Below are 14,905 nucleotides of genomic sequence, written 5' to 3' on the forward strand. Positions count from 1 at the left end.
AAGCCTGCGCAGTGGCCGCAGGCACAAAGCCGGAAGTGCGCGCCGCTGCCGCCGCTGCACCACCCACCTGGGTGATGGTGGCGGTCCCGGCCCAGGCCGGCAGCACTGCGACCACCGCGGCGGCCACGAACGGCCCGCCGGTGGCATTACGGGTCAGATCGACCTGAGAGGCCGCACCCGGCACCGCCTCGGCGGTGACCGACACGGCGATCGGGCGCGCATTGACGGCGATGGTCACCGTTGCTGCGGCCGAGGTTCCACCGCTGCCGGTGACCGTGTAGCTCACCACATCGGTGCCGACAAACCCGGCCGCCGGCGTGTACACCAGCTCCAGCCCATTGACCGCGGCGGTGCCGTTGGTCGGCGCGGTCGCAATGGCGATCGCAGTGATGTTGCCGGTGTCGTTGGCGGTCACTGGCACCGTCACCGCCGCATCGCTCATGGTCGCTGCGGTATCGGCCACGGCAACCGGGGCCGCCGTGCTCACCGTGAAGGTGTACGCCTGCGTCGCAGTAGCGTTGCCGGCATCGGCCACCGCGATGGTGAAGGACGTGCTGCCTTCGGCGGTGGGCGTGCCTGACAACACGCCGTTGCTGGCCAGCGTCAGTCCGGCCGGCAAGGTGCCGCTGGCAACGCTGTAGGTGTACGGCGCAACACCACCGGTGGCGGTCAACACCTGGCTGTACGGCGTACCGCGCACCGCTGGCGGCAGCGTGGGTTGACTAGGTACCAACGTGGCGCCGGCAATGCTCAGCGTGTAGCTCTGGTTGGCCTGCGCGGCCGGGCTGGGCGTGCTGTCGGTGACAGTCAGGGTGAAGTTGAACGTGCCCGACACCGTTGGCGTGCCGCTGAGCGCGCCGGTCGCAGCGTCCAGCACTACACCGCTCGGCAATGCGCCCGCGGTCAGTGCATAGCTGTACGGCGCAGTGCCGCCGGTCGCCGGCGAAATCGCCGCCGTGTAGGCCTGCCCCGCCGTACCGGCCGGCAAGTTGCTGGCCGGCAAGGCCAGGTTCGGGCCGGCCACCGTCACTGCATAGGCCTGCGAAGCGGTGAAGATGTTTGCATCGGTCGCAGTCACGGTGAAGTTGAAGCTGCCTTCCACCGTCGCGGTGCCGGACAGCGTGCCGTTGCTGGCCAGGGTGAGGCCAGCCGGCACGTTGCCCGCGCTGACGGCATACGTGTACGGCGCGGTGCCGCCGCTGGCGCTAAGCGTCTGGCTGTAGGCCGTGCCGCGCGTGGCCGCCGGCAGCGCAGTGGGCGCGACCACGATGACAGGTGCCGCAATGCTCAGCGTGTAGCTGCGGCTGGCCTGCGCCGCCGGGCTGGGCGTGCTGTCGGACACGGTCAGGGTGAAGTTGAACGTGCCCGCCACGGTCGGCGTGCCGCTGAGTCCACCGGTCGCCACGTCCACGACCACACCCGTCGGCAACGCACCGGCGGTCAGTGCATAGCTGTAAGGCGCGGTGCCGCCCGTGGCGGGCGTGATCGACGCGGAGTACGCCTGCCCGGCGGTACCTGCCGGCAAGCTGCTTGCCGGCAACACCAGGTTCGGGCCAGCCACGGTCAGGCTGTAGGCCTGATTGGCGGTGAAGCTCCCCGCATCGGTGGCGGTCACGGTGAAGTTGAAGCTGCCTTCCACCGTTGCGGTACCCGACAGCGTGCCGTTGCTGGCCAGGGTGAGGCCGGCCGGCAATGCGCCACTGGCGAGTGCGTAGGTGTACGGCGCGGTGCCGCCACTGGCGCTCAGCGTCTGGCTGTAGGCAGTGCCACGCGTGGCGGCCGGCAGCGTGGACGGCGCAACCACAATCGGCGGCGCGGCGATGTTCAAGGTGTAACCGCGTGTGCCCTGCGAGGGCGTGCCGCTGGTGCTGTCGGTGGCGGTCACGCTGAAGGCAAAGCTGCCCACGCTGCCGGGGGTGCCGGTCAAGGCGCCGCTGCTGCCATTGAGCGTGATGCCCGCCGGCAGGGCGCCGGCAGTGACGGCGTAGGTATACGGCGGAATGCCGCCGGTCGCTGGGTTGAGCGCCCCCGAATAGGCCTGGCCTGCAGTGCCGGCCGGCAAGCTGGTCGCCGGCAAGGTCACCGTCGCGCCGGCCACGGTCAACGTGTAGGCACGGTTGCCGCTGGTGGGACTGCCGCCGCTATCGGTAGCGGTGGCGGTGAAGTTGAAGCTGCCGGTGGCCGTGGGCGTGCCGGACAGCACGCCGGCAGCGCTCAGGGTCAGCCCGGCCGGCAACGCACCGGCAGTGACGGCGAAGCTGTACGGCGCGGTGCCGCCGCTGGCGCTCAGGTTCTGGCTGTAGGCGCTGCCCGCGGTCGCCGCCGGCAGCGATGCCGGCCCGACCGTCACCACCACGTCGTCGTTGAGGATGGTGCCGGCGCCGGTGGCGCGCGCGATGCTTGCGTTGCTGGCACCGGACAGGCCGACGCTGAAGGTCTCGTTCGGCTCGACCGCGGTATCGCCGTTAACGGTGATGGCCACGCCTTGCGCGGTGGTGCCGGGCGCGAACGTCAGGGTGCCGGAACGCGCGACATAGTCGCTGCCGGCGGTGGCGGTACCGTCGGCGCTGGCGTAATTGACCGACACGGTCTGGCCGCTGGCCGCGCTCAGGCTCACCGTGAAGGTGGCCATGGTGGTGCCGCTGTTGCCTTCGTTGATGCTGACGTCGTTGATCGACAGCGAAGGCAGCGCATCGTCGTTGACGATGGTGCCCTGGCCTTGGGCGTCGCTGACTCCGGCGCCGCTGACGTTGCTGACGTTGACGAAGAAGGTCTCGTTGGGTTCGCTGAGCGTGTCGCCGTTGACCAGCACGGTGAAAGTCGCGCTGCTACTACCAGCAGGGATGGTCTGCCCGGTGAGGCTGGAGGCGACGTAGTCCACGCCTGCGGTGGCGGAGCCATCGGCGGTGGCGATATCGAAGCTGACGCCGCCGGCACCGGCCGGCTGGCTGAGCGAGACGATGAAGGTGGCATTGCTCGTGCCGGCATTGCCTTCATTCACCGAGACGTCGTTGATCGACAGCGTCGGCTGGCTCGGGGTGATGGTGATGTTGACAGTGATGATGTCGCTCCGGCCATCTTCTAGCGGGAACGTATCGCTGGTGGCGTTGTCACCGTTATGGGTGTAGGTGACGATCTGCGTGCCCTGGGCGCCGCTTGGGTTGGGAACGACGATCGTGCCGTGCGCAGGTTGCACACCGTTCCAGCCAACGCCGATATCGTCTACCCCCGTGCCATCGCAGGTCGTTACGTCGATCTGTACCGAACCGCCCTGCACCACAGTGGCGTTCAAGGTCGGGCAGTAGGTCGAGGCTTGCGCCATCGCCCAGCCTGGTGCCAAGAGCGTCATCGCGAACAGGACAAACATCACGACCAAACGTGCGCGGCCGCCGGTGGCGTCCGCTAGAAACCTACGCTGCTTGTTCACTGTCCACACCCCTGGAGCGCGCCATCCCCGGCGCCGGCAACGATCCTCGTGCCTGAAGGCAACGCCGCCCTAGAGATTTTCCCCTTCGGCATTGCGAGCGTATTTGAACAGGAACTGACTGACGAATAAACAATGAAAACTTAATACTTCATTCCAGTTCCAGATATTCCAGGCTTGCTCAATCAGGACTGGACAAGTATCTGTACGAATAACCCCGACACGCGGTCGGTGTTGCACTTACGGGAAGGAAATCCGCATGAGCGAGTTTTTCATGGGTCAGATCATGATGACCGGCTTCGTTTTCGCGCCAAAATATTTCGCGCAGTGCAATGGGCAGTTGCTGCCGGTCAACCAGAACCAGGCGCTCTTCAGCTTGCTTGGTACGCGTTTCGGCGGCAATGGAAGTACCACCTTCGCGCTGCCGGACATGCGCGGGCGCACCCCGGTCGGCTTTGCGCCATCTGCAGATCCGGCCTGGCAACCGTCGCCGCTACCGATGGGCCAGAACTCCGGCGCCGAGAACGTTTCGCTGCTGCCCGACAACCTGCCAGCGCACAACCATTTGCTGGAGGGTTCCAGCGCTGCGGGCAATAACCGTAGTCCCAGCGGCCGCTCTTTCGGCACCAATGCCAGCACGACCGGTCCGGCCACCGCGCTGTATGCGGCGCCGGGACCCCTGGTGGCAATGAATCCAGCAACCGTGGCTCAGGCCGGTGGCAGCCAGCCGCATCCGAACCTGCAGCCGTACACCACGCTCAATTTCTGCATCGCGCTGTCCGGCATCTTTCCCTCGCGCAGCTAGCGCGGCGCCTGCATTTCATAAACGCAGCGTGCCACCGCCGCGGGGCAGCGCGCCCATCGACCAGAAAGGACACCATGGCCACTCCATTCATCGGCGAGATCCGCATGTTCGGCTTCGGGCGTACTCCGCAAGGCTGGCAGGCCTGCGACGGCAGCCTGTTATCGATCTCCGACTACGAGGTGCTGTTCATGCTGATCGGCACCACCTACGGCGGCGATGGGCAGAACACCTTCGCGGTACCGGATCTGCGCGGGCGCGTGCCGCTGCATCAGGGCCAGGGCCCGGGCCTGAGCAACTACGTGATCGCCCAGACGGCTGGCACCGAGACAGTTGCACTGACCGGACTGCAGTTGCCGGCGCACACACATACGTTGGTGGCCACAACCGCTGCCGCGACGGCCACCGCGCCGTCCGGCCTATTGCCTGGCACAGTCACCGGCGACGTGTTCTACGCGACCGACACCACCGGTGCCACGGCAGCGCCGATGGCCACGCAGTCGACCACGATCACCGGCGGTGGCCTGGCGCACGAGAACACCATGCCGACCTTGACGGTGCAGTACTGCATTTCCACTGTCGGCATTTTCCCGCAGCAGAGCTGAGCCCATTCACCGCGCCGCGCTCGGTGCGGTGCCTGCACGTTCTACAGAAGGACCGCGTTCATGACCGAACCCTATATCGGCGAAATCCAGCTATTCGGCTTCGATTTCAATCCCGTCGGCTGGGCGTTGTGCAACGGCGCCACGCTGCCGCTGCAGCAGAACACCACGCTGTACTCGCTGCTCGGCATCGTCTATGGCGGTAACGGCACGACCACGTTTCAACTGCCGAACTTCTGTGGACGCGCCGGCTGCGAGCAGGGGCAGGGCCCGGGACTGAGCAGCCGGCAGTTGGGTAATAGCTTCGGCACGGCCGCCGTGAGCCTGTTGCCCACGCAGATCCCGCCGCACCAGCATGGCGTCAGCGCGTTCACGCAACCGGATTCGACCAAGAAAAGCGGCACGCCCGCCAATGGCGCAGCGCTTTCAGCGCTGGGCGGCAGCACAGCACGCCCGTTCGTGACGGTGACACAACCCGACACCCAGTTCTCGCCGGCGGCGCTGCTGCCAACCGGCAACGGCCTGGCCCACCAGAACCAGCAACCGTATCTGGCGGTGAATTTCTGCATTGCATTGTCTGGCACCTATCCACAGTTCGATTGACGCCATGCAGGGCGATGCTTCCGCGACTCCAACGAGCGTGTATCCGCAAGCAGCGTGCGAGCGCATGCCTGCACTGCTTGCGCACCGCATCGCACTGCGCGCCGAACACGACACCGATGTGCCTTGGCTACGCTATCTCTATGCCGGCACACGCAGCGACGAACTGGCGCACGTCCCCTGGCCGGAGGCGACCAAGCGCGCGTTTGTGGATCAGCAGTTCGCGCTGCAGCGCACGCATTATCGGCAGCATTATCGCGACGCCGACTTTCTGATCGTACAGACGCCGGACGAACGCATCGGCCGGCTGTATCTTCAACGCGCAGCCGTGCAGCACGTGCTGGTCGATATCAGTCTGTTACCGCATTGGCGCGGCAGGGGCGTGGGCACCGCATTGATCATGCATGCGCAGGCGTTGGCGCAGGCCGCAGGCTGTGGCGTGGCATTGCACGTCTTGCATGCCAATCCTGCGGCGCGCCGGCTTTATACGCGCCTGGGCTTTCTCGCAGGTGACGCCAGCAGTACCCACCTTGCGATGCACTGGCAGCCTGCCGAGAGGGCGGCCACGCCGCTCAGTTGAAGATCGCCTGATACAAAAAGCCGTCGCGCTCGCGTGCCACCGGCACAAGAAACACCCCGACCTCGCCCAGCCGGCTGTGCCGCAGCTGATAGATCTGCTGTGGAAACAGAAACGCCGAACTGTTGCGGAACAGCAGCGAGAACGGCGCCCGGTGCACCGCCTGCGTGGTCGGCAGCGGGCGTGCCTCGACCAGCACGAAGGGAATCTCGCCGTCGTTCAAGGCAGCAGAGAAGGTGTCGTTGACGCTTCCTGCGAAGTGTTCCAGGGTCAGCAAATCCATCTGCACGCTCGGGCTGGCTAAGGCGGCTCCATCATCCACGTGCAGGCATACCTCACACAACGTAGCCATGTAGGAACCCCGTGCTGCGTCACGCTCGTGAGACGGGGCGTTGCAGTTGTGGGGACGTTGGCCATCTGCCTGCGGTACAGGCGCATGCGACAATACTGCACGCACCGGTTCGGTTATGTTCAGCCGTGTGACGGTTACTCTATCGCGTTGGAATTCTGTTAAAGGCTGCAATGACGGCGTCCGAATCCCCTGTCGTGCAATTGTCAGGTGTCCGCATCGATCGCGGCGGACGCGCGATCCTGCGCGATGTCTCGCTGGATGTCCCACGCGGCAGCATCACGGCCGTGCTCGGTCCCTCCGGCAGCGGCAAGTCCACCTTGCTGGCGGCACTGACGGGCGAATTGCGCCCGGTAGCCGGCCGCGTGACCTTGTTCGGCCAGGAGATTCCGCGCGGTAGCCGGGCGCTGCTGGAGATGCGCCGCAATGTTGGCGTGCTGCTGCAGGGCAATGGCCTGTTGACCGACCTGAGCGTGGCCGACAACGTCGCGCTGCCGCTGCGCACGCATACCCGCCTGGCGGCACCGGTGCTGCAGCGCCTGGTGCAGATGAAGCTGCATGCGGTCGGCCTGCTGGCCGCGGCCGATGCCTGGCCGCGCGAATTGTCCGGCGGCATGGCGCGGCGTGTGGCACTGGCGCGCGCGCTGGCGCTGGACCCGCCGCTGATGATCTACGACGAGCCGCTGACCGGGCTGGACCCGATCGCCTCGGGCGTAATCATGAGCCTGATCCAGCGCCTCAACGACAGCCTGGGCCTGACCAGCATCATCGTCAGCCACCACGTGCACGAGACGCTGCCGATCTGCGACCAGGCCGTGGTGATCGCCAATGGCGGCATCGTGTTCGCCGGCACCCCCGAGCAATTGCAGGACAGCACCGACCCGCTGGTGCAGCAGTTCCTGCATGGCCAACCGGACGGCCCGATCCCGTTCGATGCGGCGCCGCGCCGCGACCGGAGTGCTGCCTGATGGCCATTGCCGAATCGATCCGTGCCTTCGGCCGCGCCGGGCTGTTCTCGCTGACCGTGCTGCGCGGCTCGCTGCCCACACGCGACTTCATTGCCGAGCTGGTGCGCGAGATCTACAAGGTCGGCGCGCGCTCGCTGCCGATCATCGCCGTGGGTGGCGCCTTCGTCGGCTTGGTGCTGACGCTGCAGGGCTACCGCACGCTCACCACCTATGGCGCCTCCGATGCGCTGTCCACCTTGCTCGGCCTGTCGCTGTACCGCGAGCTGGCGCCGGTGCTGACCGCGCTGCTGTTCATTGGCCGCGCCGGCAGTTCGATCGCCGCCGAGCTCGGCCTGATGCGCGCTACCGACCAGATCAAGGCGCTGGAGCTGATGGCCATCGACCCGATTGCCAAGGCGGTGGCGCCGCGGTTCTGGGCCGCGGTGCTGACGGTGCCGTTGTTGACCGGCGTGTTCTGCTCGCTGGCCATTACCGGCGGCTATTTCGAAGCCGTCCACGTGCTGGGCATCGACAATGGCACCTTCTGGTCGGGGCTGAGCAACAGCGTGGATTTCTGGGACGACTTCGGCGTGGCGATGCTCAAGTCGGCGATCTTCGGCGGCACTGCTGCGCTGGTGGCCGCCTACGTGGGCTTCCATGCCGAGCCCACCATCGAAGGCACCTCGATCGCCACCACGCGCGCGGTGGTCAACGCCTCGCTGCTGGTGCTGATGTTCAATTTCGTGCTGTCGGCCATGTTGTTCCGATGATCCGCCGCTCTTCTCGCACCCGCCCGCAACATGCGGTGTGTGGACCCACCGAACCATCCGCTCCGATCCGCGTCGGGGCACCTGCACCACCAGGAGTGAGATAACCCCATGGCCATGCGTGGACCACGACTCGAATTTGCCGTCGGCGCGTTTCTGCTGCTGACCCTGGCCTCGCTGCTGGTACTGGCGGTGGCCTCGACCAACCAGCGCTGGGGCTTTGGCTCCAGCCAGTACACCCTGATTGCGCGCTTCAGCCAGATCGGCCAGCTGCGCCCGCAGGCGCCGGTGAAGATCGGCGGCGTCACCATCGGCAAGGTCTCCGATATCAGCCTGGATCCGACCAAGTTCGATTCGGTGGTGACCCTGTCGCTGGACACCAAATACAAGGATCTGCCCGCCGACACCTCGGCCGGCATCTTCACCAGCGGCCTGCTGGGCGAAAGCTATATCGGGCTGCAGCCGGGCGGCGACCCGGAGACGCTCAAGCCGGGCGAAGAAATCGGCTTCACCCAACCGGCGGTGGATCTGCTGCAGCTGGTCGGCAAATACATGTTCAGTGGTGGCGGCGGCAGCAGTAATGCCCCCGCTGCCAACGGCCAGGCGCCCGCGCCTGCGCAGCCCGCCTCCCCCTCTACGGAACCAACCCCATGAAGACCACCCTGCTCTCCGCTGTCCTGGCCTCGACCCTGCTGGTGTGCGCACCGGCCACGGCGCTGGCACAGCCGGCCACCGCCAGCGCGCCTGCTGCCCAGGGCGCGGCCACCAAGACCGTCATCGACAGCAGCACCCGCATCCTGTCCACGCTGGATCAGCGCCGCGCCGAATTCCGCGGCAACCCGGCCGCCCTGCGCCAGTACATCAATGGCGAATTGAACAAGGCCTTCGATCGTGATTACTCGGCCCGCCTGGTGCTGGGCGTGCACGGCCGCGGTGCCTCCGATGCGGACGTCAAGCTGTTTGCCGATGCGCTGGCCGAGAACCTGATGCAGCGCTACGGCACTGCCCTGTTGAACTTCGAAGGCAAGCCGACCTTCCGCGCCAAGTCTGAAAGCGCGCTGCCGGGCAACCGCGGCGTCAAGGTTTCCACCGACCTGCTGCGCGCCGGCAACGACCCGACCCCGGTCGACTACCTGATGCGCAACAGCGGCGGCCAATGGAAGATCTTCGACGTGATGATCGAAGGCATTTCCTACGTGCAGACCTTCAAGACCCAGTTCGACGGCCCGCTGCGCGAAAAGGGCATCGCCAAGGTCGCGGCCGACCTGCGCAGCGGCAACCTGCAGGTGGGTGCGACACCGGCCAATGGCCAGTAACGACCAACTGCAGCGCAACGGCGACACGCTGGCGGTAAGCGGCGTGCTCGACCGGGCCGCGGTCACGGATCTGTGGCCGCGCGCGCTCGCGCAACTCGCTGGCGCCCGCACGCTGGATCTTTCCGGTGTACAACGCCTGGACAGCGCCGGCGTGGCGATGCTGGCCGAACTGGCCGCGCGCCTGCGCAGCAACGGCAATGGCACGGTGGTGGGCAAGGCGTCCGGTCTGGACGAATTGTGCGCCGCCTACCGTTTGTCGCCCTCTCTCGATTTTCAGGCCTGAGTGCCACCCCCATGAATCAGTTCCGCTCCCTTTCCCTGTTGGCCTGCCTGCTGCTGGGCGCCTGCGCGAGCCAGACGCCCAAGTCTGCCCCGCCCGCCGCCGATGCTGCTGCCAGCGCCTCCGACACCGCCGTGCGTGACGATGCCGGGGTGACTGCGCAGCCGGCCGCGGCCGGTTTCGCCGCGCCCGACGCCCTGCCGGCCACTGCGGCGACTGCACCGGCCGAACCGGCCAGCAGCGCTGCCGACAGCGGCACGCCTGGCGCGCCGACCACGGCCGAAGATGATTTCGACGCCTTGTACGGCTCCACCACGCCGCAAGCCGGCGGCGCTGCCGCAGGCCCGGCCCTGCCTGGCGGTGCCCCGGCCTACGACCCGTGGGAGCGCTACAACCGCGGCATGCACCGCTTCAACCTGGCGGTGGACCGCGGCGTGGCCCGGCCGCTGGCGACCGGCTACACCAAGGTGGTGCCGCGCCCGGCGCGCCTGGGCGTGACCAACTTCTTCGACAACCTGGGTTCGCCGCTGACCATGGTCAACCAGCTGCTGCAGGGCCATCCGGTCTACGCGGTGCAGACCCTGGGCCGCTTCGTGATGAACTCCACGCTGGGCGTGGCCGGCCTGTTCGACCCGGCCAGCGCCGCCGGCATCCCGCGCCGCAGCGAAGACTTCGGCCAGACGCTGGGCGTGTGGGGCTGGCGCAACTCGCGCTACTTCGAGCTGCCGCTGTTCGGCCCACGCACGGTGCGCGATACCTTGGGCCTGGGCGGCGACATTCCGCTGTCGTGGGTACGCCAGGTCAACGATGGCGGCGCACGCTTCGCCCTGCAGGGCCTGCAGCTGGTGGACACCCGCGCGCAGCTGATGTCGCTGGATTCGCTACGCGACCAGGCCCCGGACGAATACGCCCTGACCCGCGATGCCTGGATGCAGCGCCGCAACTACCAGATCACCCGCGACCTGCGCAGCCAGCGCAAGGAAGACGGCGAGCTGCCGGAATACCTGCGCGAAGACAAGGACAGCACGGTCCCGGTGGACGCCATGCCGATCCCGCAGTGGATTCGCTGATGGGTGGGTGAGTGGTTTGCTGGAAAATATAAAAAAGCCCGGGAGCGATCCCGGGCTTTTTTGTTGTGGCGCATGCCGCCCTGATCCGCGTGGTACATGCGGCGTGTTGGTACCGATGCCTTCTGCGTTTAAGCAGGCGTTCGTTCCACGGCGCCACTATTTACCGGACCGCAGCGCCGGTTCGGGCATGACGGAAGGAGTGCGATCGGCGTAGGTGAGGTAGCTCTTCCATAGATCATGGGAGCGCTGATCGTTGAGATCGACGCGACAGCTCGCCGCTTTCGCCAGCGCGACTGATGCGGTGCCCCACAACACACGCACATTACCGCATTGCCTTTCGCTGTAAGTCCGCCAGGCAGCTTGCGCTGCATCGAACGCATCGGCTGACAGACCAAAATCTGTCAGCGCCCTTGTGCGTGCCGCCTGCAGATAGTCGTCGAGGTGTGCCTGCGACTGCGCAACCTCTTTGGTCCAGCAAGCATTGCTCTGCGCAGTCGTCGCCAGGTCCACACATAGATCAGATGCATGTGCTGAAACGCAGTAAAGAAGGCTCAGGAGTGGAAGTAGGTGCATCACGGTGTCTCTTTGGCTTTCACGCATTGCTCTTCTCTACGTCTGCACGGTCAGTCAACGTGGAATGCAACTGCTGAGACCGCCCGCGTAGCAGCGCCCTGTTGGACCGAAATCGAACAGGTGGCTGACTGGATGACGAGTCGCAATATGTCTTTGTCCAAGCAGCGCCGGTTAGTGCGCCAACGCCGCATCGACGGCCTGGCGCAGGCGGACGTCATCGGCGGCGACGTCGGGTGCGAAGCGTTCGATGACCTGGCCGTCGCGGCCGATCAGGAATTTTTCGAAGTTCCACAGCACGCCCGGTGCCGGGTTGGCGGCGATGCCGTAGCCGGCCAGCTTTTCGCGCATCGGGCCATCGCCGGTGGCCTGCGGCTGTGCGCTGGTCAGCGCCTGGTACAACGGATGGATCTCGGCGCCGGTGACGGCGATCTTGGAGAACAGCGGGAAGGTGACGTCATAGGTAAGCTGGCAGAACTGGGCGATCTCCGCCTCGCTGCCCGGCTCCTGCCCATTGAAGTCGTTGGCCGGGAAACCCAGCACTTCCAGGCCCTGGGCCTGCTTGTCGCGGTACAGCGCTTCCAGGCCTTCGTACTGCGGGGTGAGCCCGCATTTGGAGGCGACGTTGACCACCAGCAACACCTTGCCGCGATGCGCGGCCAGGCTGGTGGCGCCACCGTTGATGTCGGTCACGGGAATGTCGTGGATGCTCTGGCTCATCGGTGCGTCCTGTTGGAGGAAGCGCCAGAGCATAACCGCCGGGCGAGCGCGAGCGCTGCACCCGGCGCGCTAAGGTCAGCGGATCAATCGATGCACAGCGCTGCCTGGCCCATGCCGCCGACCACTTCCTGGCGGCAGCCGAAGCGATCGCTGTCGCGCTGGCAGGTGCCGCTGGTGGCGGTGCCGGTGGGCACGATGCTGGTGGCCAGGCAATCACCGCTGCAATCCGAGTTGTCGGTGCAGGTCTTGCCGGCATCGGCGTAGGGCACCACACACCGCGGCGTCTGCATGCGGCCTACCGGACGCATCTGACCGCCTTTGGCGGTGCAGGCGGCAGCGTCTGTGGATGTGGATGTGGATGTGGATGTGGATGTGGATGGTGCAGGTGTCACGCCCGCCGCCTGGGACGGTTGCGTGGTGGGCGTATTGCTGCAGGCGGCCAGCAGCAGTGCGGACAGTGTCGTGTACATCCATCGGCTCGACATGCGGGCTTCTTCTTGAACAAGGTGAGGCAAGCATCGCGGCTGGTGTGTCTGCGTGGCGTGCTCGGGTGGGCGATGTCTGCGGCTGCGGCGTTGGGGCGTAGCTGGGAGCACTGCGGCGTTACAGGGAAGGCTTCATCGCGCCCGAGGGCGCTCCTACGGGAGATCCGTTGCGAGGTGAGAGCTTGCCGATCACGTGGCTCGTGCATCGATTTGCAGCGGAGTGGATCACGACTAAACCAGCGACGGCTGTGAGATGGCGTTGGCCGTGTAGGAGCGCCCTTGGGCGCGATGGGGCGTTACCGGGAAGGCCTCATCGCGCCCGAGGGCGCTCCTACCGAAGGCGGTTCGATGCACTGGGTGCGGCTGTGAGGTGAGTGGCTTGCACGCGCTGGTTACGGTGTGGCCGGCTCACCGTTGGGCGCGCGAGCGAACGATTCGCACTGGCACGCTGCACGCCGCACTCATTCCTGCTCGTCACCGGCCTCGTCATCACTGCTGCTGGTGTCGTCGTTGCCGGCGTCGTCGAGCAGCGCCTGCGATTGCTCGCCGGCCAGGGTCTCCACGCCGCGCAGGCGGCGCTCGATGGTGCGGGTCTTGCGGCTGGCTTCGCCCAGGCTCTTGCCGACCGTGGTGATCTGCCGTTCGGCCTTTTCGAGAATGCCGGCGAACTTGCCGAACTCGCTCTTCACAGCGCCCAGCACCTGCCAGACCTCGCTGGAGCGCTTTTCGATCGCCAGGGTCCGGAAGCCCATCTGCAGGCTGTTGAGCAGGGCGGTAAAGGTGGTCGGCCCGGCCAGCACCACGCGATGTTCGCGCTGCAGCAGATCGACCAGCCCGGCACGGCGGATCACTTCGGCGTACAGGCCTTCGGTGGGCAGGAACATCACCGCGAAGTCGGTGGTGTGCGGGGGGCAGACGTACTTGTCGCTGATGGATTTGGCCTGGATGCGGATGGCGCGTTCCAGCTGCGCGGTCGAACTCTTGATTGCGTCGAGGTCGCCTTTTTCCTGCGCGTCGATCAGGCGTTCGTAGTCCTCGCGCGGGAACTTGGCATCGACCGGCAGCCACACCACCGTGTCGTCGCCGCGCCCTGGCAGGCGGATCGCGAAATCCACCGCTTCTGCGCTGTCGGGCTTGACCCGGACGCTGCGCGCGTACTGCTCCATCGTCAGCGTCTGCTCCAGGATGTTCTCCAGCTGCACTTCGCCCCAGCCGCCGCGGTCCTTGACGTTGGTGAGCACGCGCTTGAGGTCGCCCACGCCGGTGGCCAGCTGCTGCATTTCGCCCAGGCCGCGCTGCACCTGCTCCAGCCGCTCGGACACCAGCTTGAAGGAGGCGTCCAGGCGCGTGTTGAGGGTAGTCTGCAGTTTCTCGTCGACGGTGGCGCGCATCAGTTCCAGCTTGCTGGCGTTGTCGCTCTGCAGGCTGGCCAGCTGTTGCTCGAGCGTGGCGCGCATCTCGCCGATGCGCAGTTCGTTGCGCTGAGTCAGTTCGGTCAGGCGTTGGCCCAGCGCTTCGGTGAAGCGCTGCTGCGACTCGCCCGCTTCGGCGCGGCCCTTGCGCGCGTCCTCGGCGAGCGCTTCACGCAGCGCGGCCATGTGGGTGTCGGTGCGTGCGATCAGCTCGGTGAGTTGCTGCCCGAACACGTGGATGCGGGCTTCCTGCTGCTGGCCAAAACCATCGAGCTGGGTGCGCAATTCGGTCAGCCGCCCGGTGAGCAGCTCGCCGGTGCGCAGCTGCGCCTGGGTGCTTTCTTCGCGTGCCTTGCGGGCATCTTCGCCGAGCGCGTCGCGCAGCAGGTCCAGGCGCTGGTCGGTGCGGGTGGAGAGCTCGGTGAGATTGCGCGCAAAGGTTTCCAGGCGGCCATCCTGCTGCCGCGCCAGGCCCTCGAGTTGTTCGCGCAGTTCGCTGCGGCCGTCGCGTTGTTCGGCGCGCAGCGCCTGCTCCAGCCCGGTGGTGGAAGAGCGCCGCAGCAGCATGGCCAGCTGCAGCACGAAGACTGCGCAAAGCAGCCCGATGAGGATGAGGGATTCGGATGACATGCGCGCAGTGTAGCGGTGCCGGTCGCAGCAGCTGCGTCAGTGGGTGGCCGGCTGTGGGGTCGGCACGGTGGCTGCCTGATGGTCGGGAGGGCGCGCGTGCTGGTTCGGGGTGAACTGCGTGGCGCGCGCTGGCGGGCACTGCGACCTGCGCCGCACTGCAACGACCGACTGCGCGGCCGTCGGCCAGGCGCAGTCGGTCCTTCGCGGGATTGATCACGACACCACGCACAGACCGGTGCCGCCATCCACACAGCGCGTGCCATCACTCGCAATCCAGGCCTTGTCACCGCAGCGCCGCCGCCGCCGCCGACCTAGTGCCCGCCCTGCATCGCGCGCGGACGCGAGACGCGCTGT

The 14,905-nt window shown here is 66.7% G+C and carries 15 protein-coding genes and 2 pseudogenes; 10 read left to right on the forward strand and 7 right to left on the reverse strand.

The features are described from left to right. Window positions 1-241 precede the first annotated feature (241 nt). Together ACD584_RS00250 and ACD584_RS00255 are read right to left on the reverse strand one after the other, a co-directional pair. Window positions 242-1,753 (reverse strand): annotated as a pseudogene (locus ACD584_RS00250) (beta strand repeat-containing protein); the annotation flags it as partial. Beyond that, a pseudogene (locus ACD584_RS00255) lies at window positions 1,742-3,367 on the reverse strand (Calx-beta domain-containing protein); the annotation flags it as partial. The pseudogenes ACD584_RS00255 and ACD584_RS00250, both read right to left, overlap by 12 nt. Before the next feature lie 316 nt (window positions 3,368-3,683). Here ACD584_RS00255 and ACD584_RS00260 point away from each other — a divergent pair. The 4 genes from ACD584_RS00260 (at window position 3,684) to ACD584_RS00275 (ending at window position 6,008) form a co-directional block, all read left to right on the forward strand. Beyond that, window positions 3,684-4,229 carry a phage tail protein gene (locus ACD584_RS00260; RefSeq protein ID WP_014509642.1) on the forward strand — a complete coding sequence of 182 codons (546 nt, stop codon included), beginning with the start codon at window positions 3,684-3,686 and terminating at the stop codon, window positions 4,227-4,229. 74 nt (window positions 4,230-4,303) lie between these two features. Further along, complete coding sequence (locus ACD584_RS00265) at window positions 4,304-4,831, forward strand: phage tail protein (RefSeq protein ID WP_012439714.1); 528 nt, start codon at window positions 4,304-4,306, stop codon at window positions 4,829-4,831. Window positions 4,832-4,891: 60 nt separating this feature from the next. Then, window positions 4,892-5,431 carry a phage tail protein gene (locus ACD584_RS00270; RefSeq protein WP_011039265.1) on the forward strand — a complete coding sequence of 180 codons (540 nt, stop codon included), beginning with the start codon at window positions 4,892-4,894 and terminating at the stop codon, window positions 5,429-5,431. A gap of 64 nt (window positions 5,432-5,495) precedes the next feature. Further along, window positions 5,496-6,008 carry a GNAT family N-acetyltransferase gene (locus ACD584_RS00275; RefSeq protein ID WP_175611770.1) on the forward strand — a complete coding sequence of 171 codons (513 nt, stop codon included), beginning with the start codon at window positions 5,496-5,498 and terminating at the stop codon, window positions 6,006-6,008. Here the strand turns inward: ACD584_RS00275 and ACD584_RS00280 are convergent. Next, window positions 6,001-6,288 (reverse strand): hypothetical protein, encoded by a 288-nt coding sequence (locus ACD584_RS00280; protein ID WP_040942156.1) that lies wholly within the window; start codon window positions 6,286-6,288, stop codon window positions 6,001-6,003. The genes ACD584_RS00275 and ACD584_RS00280 overlap by 8 nt on opposite strands. Window positions 6,289-6,527: 239 nt before the next feature. Between ACD584_RS00280 and ACD584_RS00285 the strand changes: the two genes are divergently transcribed. The 6 genes from ACD584_RS00285 to ACD584_RS00310 all read left to right on the forward strand — a co-directional run bounded on the left by ACD584_RS00285 (window position 6,528) and on the right by ACD584_RS00310 (window position 10,734). After that, a complete protein-coding gene (locus ACD584_RS00285) occupies window positions 6,528-7,322 on the forward strand; it encodes an ABC transporter ATP-binding protein (RefSeq protein WP_076037604.1) in 795 nt (264 codons plus the stop codon). After that, entirely contained in the window at window positions 7,322-8,071 is a 750-nt protein-coding gene (locus ACD584_RS00290) for an MlaE family lipid ABC transporter permease subunit (protein WP_011039269.1), read from the forward strand. The genes ACD584_RS00285 and ACD584_RS00290 overlap by 1 nt, the downstream gene beginning before the upstream one ends. Window positions 8,072-8,179: 108 nt before the next feature. After that, window positions 8,180-8,722 (forward strand): outer membrane lipid asymmetry maintenance protein MlaD, encoded by a 543-nt coding sequence (gene mlaD, locus ACD584_RS00295; protein ID WP_011039270.1) that lies wholly within the window; start codon window positions 8,180-8,182, stop codon window positions 8,720-8,722. Then, a complete protein-coding gene (locus ACD584_RS00300) occupies window positions 8,719-9,384 on the forward strand; it encodes a phospholipid-binding protein MlaC (protein ID WP_076037603.1) in 666 nt (221 codons plus the stop codon). The genes mlaD and ACD584_RS00300 overlap by 4 nt, the downstream gene beginning before the upstream one ends. Then, window positions 9,374-9,667 carry a lipid asymmetry maintenance protein MlaB gene (locus ACD584_RS00305; protein ID WP_012439719.1) on the forward strand — a complete coding sequence of 98 codons (294 nt, stop codon included), beginning with the start codon at window positions 9,374-9,376 and terminating at the stop codon, window positions 9,665-9,667. The genes ACD584_RS00300 and ACD584_RS00305 overlap by 11 nt, the downstream gene beginning before the upstream one ends. Before the next feature lie 11 nt (window positions 9,668-9,678). After that, window positions 9,679-10,734, forward strand: a complete 1,056-nt coding sequence (locus tag ACD584_RS00310; protein ID WP_076037602.1) for a VacJ family lipoprotein — start codon at window positions 9,679-9,681, stop codon at window positions 10,732-10,734. A gap of 156 nt (window positions 10,735-10,890) precedes the next feature. Here the strand turns inward: ACD584_RS00310 and ACD584_RS00315 are convergent, their stop codons facing one another. From ACD584_RS00315 to rmuC, 4 genes are all read right to left on the reverse strand, one after another. Then, complete coding sequence (locus ACD584_RS00315) at window positions 10,891-11,244, reverse strand: lysozyme inhibitor LprI family protein (RefSeq protein WP_014509651.1); 354 nt, start codon at window positions 11,242-11,244, stop codon at window positions 10,891-10,893. 234 nt (window positions 11,245-11,478) lie between these two features. Continuing rightward, window positions 11,479-12,024: a glutathione peroxidase gene (locus tag ACD584_RS00320; RefSeq protein ID WP_011039274.1), complete on the reverse strand. Its 546-nt coding sequence runs from the start codon at window positions 12,022-12,024 to the stop codon at window positions 11,479-11,481. A gap of 83 nt (window positions 12,025-12,107) precedes the next feature. Next, window positions 12,108-12,509, reverse strand: a complete 402-nt coding sequence (locus ACD584_RS00325) for a hypothetical protein (protein WP_175611769.1) — start codon at window positions 12,507-12,509, stop codon at window positions 12,108-12,110. 461 nt (window positions 12,510-12,970) lie between these two features. Continuing rightward, window positions 12,971-14,503, reverse strand: coding sequence for a DNA recombination protein RmuC (rmuC, locus tag ACD584_RS00330; RefSeq protein WP_175611896.1), 1,533 nt, complete (start codon window positions 14,501-14,503; stop codon window positions 12,971-12,973). Between the last annotated feature and the right edge of the window lie 402 nt (window positions 14,504-14,905).

This window comes from Xanthomonas sp. NCPPB 2922 (assembly GCF_041520885.1).
GTDB lineage: Bacteria > Pseudomonadota > Gammaproteobacteria > Xanthomonadales > Xanthomonadaceae > Xanthomonas > Xanthomonas campestris.

Excerpts from the sequence above, each read along its gene's own strand:
- ACD584_RS00260 (WP_014509642.1), top strand. The coding sequence starts at position 3,684 with ATGAGCGAGTTTTTCATGGGTCAGATCATGATGACCGGCTTCGTTTTC.
- ACD584_RS00320 (WP_011039274.1), bottom strand. The coding sequence starts at position 12,024 with ATGAGCCAGAGCATCCACGACATTCCCGTGACCGACATCAACGGTGGC.
- ACD584_RS00325 (WP_175611769.1), bottom strand. The coding sequence starts at position 12,509 with ATGTCGAGCCGATGGATGTACACGACACTGTCCGCACTGCTGCTGGCC.
- ACD584_RS00265 (WP_012439714.1), top strand. The coding sequence starts at position 4,304 with ATGGCCACTCCATTCATCGGCGAGATCCGCATGTTCGGCTTCGGGCGT.
- ACD584_RS00290 (WP_011039269.1), top strand. The coding sequence starts at position 7,322 with ATGGCCATTGCCGAATCGATCCGTGCCTTCGGCCGCGCCGGGCTGTTC.
- ACD584_RS00275 (WP_175611770.1), top strand. The coding sequence starts at position 5,496 with ATGCCTGCACTGCTTGCGCACCGCATCGCACTGCGCGCCGAACACGAC.
- ACD584_RS00310 (WP_076037602.1), top strand. The coding sequence starts at position 9,679 with ATGAATCAGTTCCGCTCCCTTTCCCTGTTGGCCTGCCTGCTGCTGGGC.
- ACD584_RS00305 (WP_012439719.1), top strand. The coding sequence starts at position 9,374 with ATGGCCAGTAACGACCAACTGCAGCGCAACGGCGACACGCTGGCGGTA.
- ACD584_RS00285 (WP_076037604.1), top strand. The coding sequence starts at position 6,528 with ATGACGGCGTCCGAATCCCCTGTCGTGCAATTGTCAGGTGTCCGCATC.
- mlaD (WP_011039270.1), top strand. The coding sequence starts at position 8,180 with ATGGCCATGCGTGGACCACGACTCGAATTTGCCGTCGGCGCGTTTCTG.
- ACD584_RS00300 (WP_076037603.1), top strand. The coding sequence starts at position 8,719 with ATGAAGACCACCCTGCTCTCCGCTGTCCTGGCCTCGACCCTGCTGGTG.
- ACD584_RS00270 (WP_011039265.1), top strand. The coding sequence starts at position 4,892 with ATGACCGAACCCTATATCGGCGAAATCCAGCTATTCGGCTTCGATTTC.
- ACD584_RS00280 (WP_040942156.1), bottom strand. The coding sequence starts at position 6,288 with ATGGATTTGCTGACCCTGGAACACTTCGCAGGAAGCGTCAACGACACC.